Origin of the sequence: Pengzhenrongella sp. (assembly GCF_036565025.1) — a bacterium.
Lineage (GTDB): Bacteria > Actinomycetota > Actinomycetes > Actinomycetales > Cellulomonadaceae > Pengzhenrongella.
Genome location: NZ_DATCNW010000105.1, coordinates 1 through 9,515, shown reverse-complemented (window position 1 = coordinate 9,515; position 9,515 = coordinate 1). Strand labels below are relative to the sequence as shown.

Genomic DNA, 9,515 nt, shown 5'->3' with positions numbered 1-9,515 from the left:
TCGTCGGGTTCGTGCTCGCGGTCTTCCTCGCCGAGCTCGTCAGGCAGCGCGACCAGCGTGCGGCGTGGACGGCGACGGTCGCCGCGCTGAAGGCGACCGGCATCACGATCCTCGTCGAGCTCGCGGGGGCGCTGGTGTCCGCGGGGGCGTGGCTGCTGGTGGTCGTGCTGACGTGAGTCGAGGGTGGGTCAGGTCCGCTTCCACTGGGGCCGTGACCGTTCGAGCATCAGGTCACTGACCAGCGGGTTGGTCAGGGCCCATCGCGCGTAGAGCACGCCGACCATGGCCTGGTATGCCTTTTCCTCATGTCGCTTCAGCACCAGGTCGCCGGTGCCCGAGCGGTGGCGGGACTTGCCGTCGCGGGCGCGGACCGAGGCGTCGTGCAGCACGTTCGCGTCGTCGGTCAGGGGCAGGTCGATCAGCCCGTGCACCCGGGTGAGGGTGTTCACGAGCTCCAGCGGCGTCGTGCCCGCGGCGTCGGCAGCGCTCTCGAGCGCGTCCCGGAGCCCGGGTGCCACGCGCGCGTGCAACGCCCGGCCCAGCTCCATCGCGACCGCCGCCAGCGCGGCCAGATCCTCCTCGCGGAGGAAGACGAACCGCAACGGCACGTGCTCGTCGCGGCCGTTGGGAGCCATCCAGCGCTTCCAGCCGGCTCCCTGGGTCGTGCGAATCGCGGCGTACACGCGGTCGAGCGCCTCGACCCCGCCGCGGTCGCGCAGTGCTGCGGGCCAGGTCGGCGGGGGATGCGCGAGCCGGCCCGCGAGCTGGGTGAGGGCCACGTCCACGAGGCCGAGCGCGCCGTTGAGGTCGTCGCCAAGGTCGGGCACGACGTACATGCGCTGGGTCACTGCGAGGCCTCCTCGTCGTCGTCGGTACCGCAGGGCTGGCAGGAGCGGTTGACGACGCGGCGCGGCCCAGGGTACGTGACGGGGGCAAATGCGGCGTAATGCCGCCGGTCCTGGCGCGGGATCCCCGAGCAGCGCGAGGCGTCGTCGCCGGTCAGCGAGTCGTCCGCATCACGCCTGGCGTTCTCTCGCGGACCGTCGCTGCTCTCGCTATTCTGCAAAAGTCCCCGCAGCGACCAAGGAGAATGACATGTCCTCTCGCCTGAACCCCTACCTCAGCTTCACGGACAACGCCCGGCAGGCTCTCGAGCTCTACAAGGAGATCTTCGGCGGCACGCTGACGATCAACACGTTCGGTGAGTACGGCCAGCCGGACTCGCCCGATGCCGACAAGATCATGCACGGCCAGCTCGAGACCCCCAGCGGGTTCACGCTGATGGGGGCCGACACCCCGACCGGGATGGACCACAAGCCCGGCAACAACATCACGGTGAGCCTGAGCGGCGACGACTCCGAGGAGCTGCGCGGCTACTGGACGAAGCTCACCGACGGCGGCACGGTGGCGATGCCGCTGGAGAAGCAGATGTGGGGCGACGAGTTCGGCATGGTGGTCGACAAGTTCGGCATCCCGTGGATGGTCAACATCACCGCCCAGGGGTAGGCGGCTCCTCCAGTACAGCGACTGCGTTTGCTGCGGACTCGTCTCTGCACTCGGGCGTCGGACCGTGCACAGTACTTGTGCAAATGTTCTGTGCATAGATATTGTGCACGGATGACGACGCCGACCAACGAGCCCGAACCGACCGGCCTGCAACTCGACGCGGTCGCGCTGAAGGTGCTGGCCCACCCGCTGCGCTCGCGGCTGCTCAGCGCGCTGCGCCGCGGGGGACCGGCCATCGCGACCGACCTCGCCAGGACCCTGGGCACGAACTCCGGGGCGACGTCGTACCACCTGCGAAAGCTCGAGTCCGTCGGGCTCGTCGCGGACACGGGCGAGGGGGAGGGCAAGCGGCGGCTGTGGCGGGCCGCGACCGACTCCCATCAGTGGACCGTGAGCGACTTCGCCGGCGACGAGGACTCCGAGACCGCGCTGAACTGGCTGGTCCGGGACTACACCCGCCACCTCGTGCGACAGTTCGAGCGCTGGCTCGACGTCGAGGGCTCCTGGCCCGTCGAGTGGCGCGACGCCGCCGGCATGAGCGACTACTTCGTCGAGGTCACGCCCGCGCAGGCCGAGGCCCTCAAGGCCGACGTCGACAAGCTCGTGGCCGCGTACCGCCACGCGGGGAAGGGGCACCCGGGCGCGAGACGGCTCGCCGTGTACAACGTGGTCTTCCCGATCGACCTCGACGAGCCGCCCACCGGGCTGTGAGCGCGATGACCGGCTCGGCCGTCTCGGCCGTTGAGGCTCGCCGCACCCTGCTGCTGCTGACCGTCACCCGCTGGTTCCCGGTCGGCCTCGTCATCGGCGTCACGACGCTGCTGGCGCTGGAACGAGGCATGAGCCTGACCCAGCTCGCCGTCATCCTGTCGATGCAGGGGCTCGTCGTGCTCGGCCTGGAGCTGCCGACCGGCGGCCTCGCCGACGCGCTCGGCCGGCGGCCGGTGCTGATCGCCGCGGGCGTCGTCGCGCTGGTCTCGGGCCTGATCTTCGTCACCGCGCACACGTTCGGGGCGTTCGTGGTCGCGCTGCTCCTGCAGGGACTCTTCCGGGCGCTCGACTCCGGCCCCCTCGAGGCCTGGTACGTCGATACCGCCCAGGGTGACGACCCCGAGGTCAGGGTCGAGGTGACGCTCGCGCATGCCGGCACCGCGCTCGGGATCGCCATCGCCTCGGGAGCGCTCGTCTCGGGCGCCCTGGTGGCGTGGCACCCGATCCCGTTCCTGACCGCCCTCGAGCTGCCGTACTGGGTTGCGCTGGCGTTCTACGTCGTCAATCTCGTCGCGATCGCGATGCGCATGCGCGAGAGCCGCACCCACCTCGACTCGACGGGTCTCGCCCGGGCCCTGCGCTCGGCACGGGAGGCACCCCGCACCGTGACCGGTGGTCTGCGGACGCTCGCCTCGTCCCCGGTGCTGCGCGCCCTCGTGCTCGTCGAGGTGTTCTGGTCGATCGGGATGATCGCCTTCGAGACGTTCATGCCGGTCCGGCTGTCCGAGCTGGTCGGTGGACAGACCCCCGCGGGCGCCCTCATGGGGCCCGTCTCGGCGGCGGCGTGGGGGCTGTTCGCGGTCGGCTCCACCCTGGCCGGTATCGCCAGCAGACGGTTCGGCGTGGGCCGGACCGCCCTGTGGGCGCGCGTGCTGAACGGCGCGCTCGTCGTCGTCATGGGCCTGGCGACCGGGCCGTTCGGACTGATCACCGCGTTCCTGTTCACCTACACGCTGCACGGCTCGGGGGGCCCGGTGCACAGCGCCCTGCTGCACCGCGAGGCCGACGCCGGCAACCGCACGACCGTCCTGTCGATGAACTCGATGGTGGCGGGCGGCTCGTACGTCGTCGGCCTGCTCGTCCTGGGCCCCCTCGCCGAGCACACGAGCACCGCCCTCGCCATCGTCGTGGCCGGCACGTTCAGCATCCTCGGCGCCGCGCTCTACCTGCCGGCGATCCGGCAGGAGCGCGCAGCGAACCGCGTTGCGACCGAACCGGTCACGTCGGGGTAGCTCGATCGCCACCGGCGACCCCTCGACCGAGCTGGACGCATGACTATGGTTCGGGTCGTGCCGACCTACGCCGCAGCCGACGGAGTCCTGCTGCACTACGACCTGCTCGGGAGCGGGACCAGCGGTGGCTGCCCGATAGTCGTGCTGGCGGGTGGTGCCGCTCGGCACCCCGGCTATCTCGGTGATCTGGCCGGGCTCACCTTCGCCCACCGGCTCGTGATGCCACACCTGCGCGGCGTCGGACGCTCGCCGGCCCCGACGCTCGCCGATAAAGGCTCGTTCTGGCGGCAGGCCGCCGACCTCGAGTCGCTGCGCAACCACCTCGGGGTCGAGCGGATCGTCGTCGTCGGCCATTCGGCCGGGACCAGGTTGGCGATCGCCTACGCCGTCCAGTACCCCCAGCACGTTGCCGGCCTCCTGCTGATCACTCCACCGGCGACCTACCTGGTCGACGAGCCGTCCGACGTCGACGCCCTCCTCGACGCGCGGCGCGGCGAACCGGAGTTCGACGCCGCGCTCGTGGCTCTGTCGGCCGGACCGGCCGGGACCGATGACGACTCGTTGAACACCTGGCAGCAACTCGTGGCGCCGGCCGGCTACGCGACGTGGTCGGCGGTCGAACGAGCGCACGCGCAGGTCGGACGCTGGGATCGGGCCGCGGCCGAGGCCTTCTTCAGCGTCGATCCGCCGCGCGACCTCGCCGACCGAATCGGCTCGGTCACCGCGCCAGTCCTCGTGCTGGCCGGTGCCGCGGACTGCTTCACCGGGGTCGCGCCGGTGCTCGCGCTCGCCGACCTGTTCCCGAACGGCGACGCGGTCGTGCTCGACCGCTGCGGCCACTATCCGTGGGTGGAGCAGCCCGCCGCGTTCAGGAGCGCCGCCGACCGATTCCTCGACCCGTTCGACTAACCCCGCCGGTCGGTCGGGTCGGCGGCGGGCCGGCGAGGCCACCTCGACCCAAACTGCGCACAAACGCGCCAACTGCGCACATCCGATGTGCGCAGCCAGCACGTTTGTGCGCAGTCTGCGGGCCGGGCCGGGCCGGGCCGTCGGCGCCTGCGCCCGGGCAGCGAGCCGCACGGCTCTCAGCTTGGGCCAGCTCTCCTCGGTCGCCCGGACGACGACGACCTCGGGCTGCCTCACCGGGCGACCGCCACGCTCGCGAGCCCGAGGTGCAGGTCGGAGCCGTCGAACCCCTTCGCCGGTCCGTCGACGCCCTTGATGGCACGAGGGGCACGAGATGTCATGGGGGTGATCCTGCCTTGCCGACCACGTCGGACACACGGCGCCCGTGTCCGCCGAGTGTGATGAGGTTCTCGCGGGAAACCCCACGAACGACGTCACTCCTGGAGACCTCATGACCGGCATGCCGACCTACCCGACAGGCCCGGAACCGGTCGCCGGCCAGCCCACGGCGCCCCTGGCGCCCGCTTCGCCGAAGCCTGCGCGGCCCGTGGACGTCCAGAACTCGGTCAAGGCGTGGTTCGCGAGCATCGGTGTCGGGCTGATCGCGGGGCTGCTGGACTTCTTCGTGACCGACCACGGCGAAGCGCTGAGGTCGGGGATGGCGTCATCCGGTCTCACCGAGGAGCAGGCCAAGGTGGTGCTCGGCGGGGGTCTCGCGCTCGCGCTCGTCTTCAGGCTCGTCGGCCTGGGGCTGCGGGTGTTCTTCGTGTTCAAGCTGAGGGCGGGTCGCAACTGGGCTCGGATCGTGCTGACCGTGCTCGCGGGGATCTCAGCGATCGGCACGCTGACGAGCCTCGGCCAGGGCTTCAGCATCGCGTTGGTCGTCACCTTCGTCGCGCTGCTCCTGGAGATCGCCGCCATCGTGCTCATGTTCCGTCGCGGGGCGAAGGTCTACTTCGCGACGCCCAAGGTCTGACCCGACTTGACCGGAGCGGTTCGCGTGGGGGCGTCGGTCGATGTCGGCGGGCGCGCCTAGGCTTGGCAGTGCCATGAATTCACTGTTCGCGAACCTCCCCCTGCCCGGGCTCAGCCGAGCCGACCTCGGCGCGCCGGCCGCCGTCCGACCCAGCGGATCGACGCCGGACCGCGGCGTGGTCGCGGGCCGGACGCCGTCCGCCGTCGGGCCCGACGAAGGCGCCGACGACGGCTCCGACGACGGCGGTTCCGAGGCAGGGCGCGGCGCGCCCGCGCGGGCCTCGGCGCCGAGCCGCGAGATCGACGCGGACGCCCTGCTCGTCGGCCTGAACCCGCAGCAGCGCGAGGCCGTGCTGCACTCCGGCGGGCCGCTGCTGATCGTGGCCGGCGCCGGTTCGGGCAAGACGCGCGTGCTGACCCACCGGATCGCGCACCTGCTCGCCACCCGCCGGGCCCGCGCGGGGGAGATCCTCGCGATCACGTTCACCAACAAGGCCGCCGCGGAGATGCGCGACCGGGTCGAGGCGCTCGTCGGGCCGCCCGCGAAGGCCATGTGGGTCTCGACGTTCCACTCCGCGTGCGTGCGCATCCTGCGCAAGGAGGCGGCCACCCTCGGGCTGCGCTCGAGCTTCTCGATCTACGACTCCGCGGACTCCCTCAAGCTGATGTCGATGGTGGCGCGCGAGCTGGACCTGGACACCAAGAAGTACCCGCCCAAGGCGCTCAGTCACAAGGTCTCGGCGCTCAAGGACGAGCTGGTCGATCCCGAGATGTTCGCGCGCGAGTCGGGTGCCGCGTCGGGCGCGGCCAACGAGTTCGACACCGTGCTCGCCGAGGCGTACGCCCGCTACCAGGTGCGGCTGCGCCAGGCCCACGCGCTCGACTTCGACGACCTGATCATGACGACCGTCAATCTCCTGCAGGCGTTCCCGCCGGTCGCGGAGCGGTACCGGCGACGGTTCCGGCACGTGCTCGTCGACGAGTACCAGGACACCAACCACGCGCAGTACATGCTGGTCCGCGAGCTCGCGGGCATCACCTCGGTGCAGCCCGTGGCCGGCGCCGACGACGCACGGGGGGTGGAGAAGCCGATCCCCCCGGGCGAGCTGACCGTCGTCGGCGATGCGGACCAGTCCATCTACGCGTTCCGCGGCGCGACGATCCGCAACATCGTCGAGTTCGAGGCCGACTACCCGAACGCGCGCACGATCAAGCTGGAGCAGAACTACCGCTCGACGCAGAACATCCTGTCGGCCGCGAACGCGGTCATCGCGCGCAACCCCGGGCGCAAGGGCAAGCGGCTGTGGACCGACTCGGGCGCGGGCCCGGCGATCGTCGGGTACGTCGCGGACAACGAGCACGAGGAGGCGCGGTTCGTCGCGGAGGAGATCGACCGCCTCGGCGACTCCGACGGCGTCCGGCCCGGCGACGTTGCGATCTTCTACCGCGCGAACGCTCAGTCGCGCGCGCTCGAGGAGGTGCTGATCCGCGTCGGGCTGCCGTACAAGGTGGTCGGCGGCACCCGGTTCTACGAGCGGCGTGAGATCAAGGACGCCGTCGCATACCTGCGCGCGATCGCCAACCCCGACGACGACGTGAACCTCCGCCGCATCCTCAACGTGCCCAAGCGCGGCCTCGGGGACCGGTCCGAGGCGATGGTGCAGGCCTTCGCCGAGCGCGAGCGGCTGTCGTTCGGCGCCGCGCTGAACCGGGTCGACGAGGTGATGGGCCTGGCCACGCGGTCCTTGAACGGGCTGCGCGCGTTCGCCAGGATGATGACCGAGCTCCAGGAGCTCGCGGCGTCGGGCGCCGGGCCGGCCGAGGTGCTCGGCACCGTGCTGGACCGGACCGGTTACCTCGCCGAGCTGCGCGCGAGCGACGACCCGCAGGACGCCTCGCGCGTGGAGAACCTCGCCGAGCTGCACGCCGTGGCGAGCGAGTTCGAGACGGGCGAGCCCGACGGCGACCTCGCGGACTTCCTCGAGCGCGTCTCCCTGGTCGCGGACTCCGACCAGATCCCCAGCGACGACGACGGCGACGGCGCGCCGAAGGTCGACCAGGGCGTCGTCACGCTGATGACCCTGCACACCGCGAAGGGCCTGGAGTTCCCGGTCGTGTTCCTCACCGGGCTCGAGGACGGCACCTTCCCGCACTCGCGCTCGCTGGACGACAACGACCAGCTCCAGGAGGAGCGCCGGCTCGCGTACGTCGGCCTCACCCGGGCCCGGCAGCGGCTGTACCTCTCACGGGCCGCCGTGCGCACCTCCTGGGGGATGCCGAACGAGTTCCCCGAGAGCAGGTTCATCGCCGACCTCCCCGAGGAGCTGCTCGACTGGCGCCGGCGCGAGTCGAGCATGGCGGTCATGCGCGCCGGGGCCGGCTACGGCGGCGGCTACGGCGGACCGCCCCGCAAACGCTCCGTGCCGCCGTCGCCGGACGGGCCCAAGTTCGGCTCCGCGACGCCCCGGCCGGCCGGTGACGTGCCCGCCCTCGAGATCGGCGACAAGGTGACCCACGACGCCTACGGCCTCGGCACGGTCGTCGCCGTCGAAGGCGGCGGCCCGAACGCCGTCGCGAAGATCGACTTCGGCGCCGACGGGACGAAGCGGCTGCTGCTGAGGTACTCGCCGGTCACCAAGCTCTGAGGTCGCTGGACCCGGGCCTCGACCGCAGCGAGGGATGACCTCAAGTTGACGTGCGGTGCGGACGAGAGCGCTCAGGACGACAACAGCTCCCAGCTCGATGCTCGAATCGAATGCTGTGCCCCCGGGGCAGAGGCTTGGCGTGCGGCATGCGCCCGGTGATTGTTCAATGCAGTCGCTTTGTTGAGCGAGGGAAGTCGACCCCGCCGATCCGCAAGCAAGCACTATCCGGATCAGACGTGATGATCGGTCAGAATGGCGGCGGGTTGTCCGCTTCCGATTTCTGCTCCGGCTCCGGCTTCACCTTGGCCGCGGCCTTGGGTTCCGGGTCGAGCCCGAGCCCTGGTTCGACGTGCGGCAGGTGCTCGTGTCCGGGCGACAACGGGGAGTTGTAGCCATAGGTGTGCCCGGTGGGCGTGGTCCAGGTGATCGTGCCGTTGTCGGCGCGGTCGTACGTCCAGCCGGCGTGCGTCTTGAGCAGGTGGTCCCGACGACACGCTGGGGAAATATTCTCTGTGGACGTGGCTCCGCCGGTGCCGTCGGGGTTGAACGGCACCCGGTGGTCCAGGTCGCAGTGGCGCGAGGCGGTGTTGCAGATCGGGGACACGCAGTACGGGTCGCGGGCGCGGATGATCTCCGCGAGGTCCTCTGGCGGGCGGTACCGGGTCTTGCCGACGTCCAGGACGGTGCCGGTCTGGGGGTCGGTGACCAGGCGCCGCCAGGTCCCGTTCGCGGCGAGGCGCCGGGCGGTCTGCGCGGTGACCGCGCCGTACCCGGCGAGCTGGCCGGGGTCCTCGTCCAGCCCGAGCAGCGTCGCCAGCGATACCGTCACGTCGACGCGCACCTGCCCCGCGACACCACCGATGCCGCCGCCCGTACCCGCCGCACAGCGGCTGGCACCAGGCAAAGCCGAGCCCGAGTCCATGCTCGTGCCTGCGCCCATGCCAGCCCCAGAGCCCGCCCCCGCGCTCGTGCCCGAGCCGGCGCCCGACTCCGAGCCCGAGTCCGCGCCGCTCTCGGTGTTGCTGACTGATTCGCTGGTCTCGCCGGACGCGCCCGCGTCTGTGCAGGTGCAGCCGCCGTCGCCGAGCAGGGTGGCGGTGTAGGCGTCGGCGCGGAGCTGGTCAATGGTGCGGGTGTCCCCGGCGCGCTGGGCCTTGTGGGCGGCGTCGCTCAGGGCGGTGTCGATCGCGGTCGCGACGAACGCGGGCAGCACGGACCAGATGCCGGCCATCCCGTCCGGCAGGACCTTGGGCTTGCACACGCGCCGGGTGTCGACCGCGCGCGCGGTGCGCTTCTCGGCGTCGGCCGGGTCGACCGCGATCAGGGCCTTTTGCAGGTCGGCGCGCAGCTGGGTCGGGGTCCGCTCACCCGCCGTGGGCAGCACCACGTCCTCGACGACCTGCGCCACCTGCCACGGAACGTCCTTCAATGCGGCGACCACGATCTTGGCCTTGCCCCAGTCCAGATCCCCGACCTCCAA

General features: G+C 71.4%; 9 protein-coding genes. 7 read left to right on the top strand and 2 right to left on the bottom strand.

The window, feature by feature from the left end:
• Nucleotides 1-11: 11 nt before the first annotated feature.
• On the top strand, nt 12-176 hold the full coding sequence (locus VIM26_RS05960) for a DUF456 family protein (protein WP_331949433.1): 165 nt from the start codon (nt 12-14) through the stop codon (nt 174-176).
• Between the two features lie 12 nt (nt 177-188).
• Here VIM26_RS05960 and VIM26_RS05955 read toward each other — a convergent pair whose 3' ends face one another.
• Nucleotides 189-848: a hypothetical protein gene (locus VIM26_RS05955; protein ID WP_331949431.1), complete on the bottom strand. Its 660-nt coding sequence runs from the start codon at nt 846-848 to the stop codon at nt 189-191.
• A gap of 247 nt (nt 849-1,095) precedes the next feature.
• Here VIM26_RS05955 and VIM26_RS05950 point away from each other — a divergent pair, with 247 nt between their 5' ends.
• The 6 genes from VIM26_RS05950 to pcrA all read left to right on the top strand — a co-directional run bounded on the left by VIM26_RS05950 (nt 1,096) and on the right by pcrA (nt 8,035).
• Nucleotides 1,096-1,506, top strand: coding sequence for a VOC family protein (locus tag VIM26_RS05950; protein ID WP_331949430.1), 411 nt, complete (start codon nt 1,096-1,098; stop codon nt 1,504-1,506).
• Between the two features lie 111 nt (nt 1,507-1,617).
• Complete coding sequence (locus VIM26_RS05945; protein WP_331949429.1) at nt 1,618-2,217, top strand: helix-turn-helix domain-containing protein; 600 nt, start codon at nt 1,618-1,620, stop codon at nt 2,215-2,217.
• 5 nt (nt 2,218-2,222) lie between these two features.
• Nucleotides 2,223-3,509: an MFS transporter gene (locus VIM26_RS05940; protein WP_331949432.1), complete on the top strand. Its 1,287-nt coding sequence runs from the start codon at nt 2,223-2,225 to the stop codon at nt 3,507-3,509.
• A gap of 57 nt (nt 3,510-3,566) precedes the next feature.
• Nucleotides 3,567-4,418, top strand: coding sequence for an alpha/beta hydrolase (locus VIM26_RS05935; RefSeq protein ID WP_331949428.1), 852 nt, complete (start codon nt 3,567-3,569; stop codon nt 4,416-4,418).
• A gap of 448 nt (nt 4,419-4,866) precedes the next feature.
• Nucleotides 4,867-5,391: a hypothetical protein gene (locus tag VIM26_RS05930; protein ID WP_331949427.1), complete on the top strand. Its 525-nt coding sequence runs from the start codon at nt 4,867-4,869 to the stop codon at nt 5,389-5,391.
• 73 nt (nt 5,392-5,464) lie between these two features.
• Complete coding sequence (pcrA, locus tag VIM26_RS05925; RefSeq protein ID WP_331949426.1) at nt 5,465-8,035, top strand: DNA helicase PcrA; 2,571 nt, start codon at nt 5,465-5,467, stop codon at nt 8,033-8,035.
• A gap of 247 nt (nt 8,036-8,282) precedes the next feature.
• Here the strand turns inward: pcrA and VIM26_RS05920 are convergent.
• The coding region (locus VIM26_RS05920) for a DUF222 domain-containing protein (RefSeq protein ID WP_331949425.1) at nt 8,283-9,515 on the bottom strand (1,233 nt) is incomplete at its 5' end.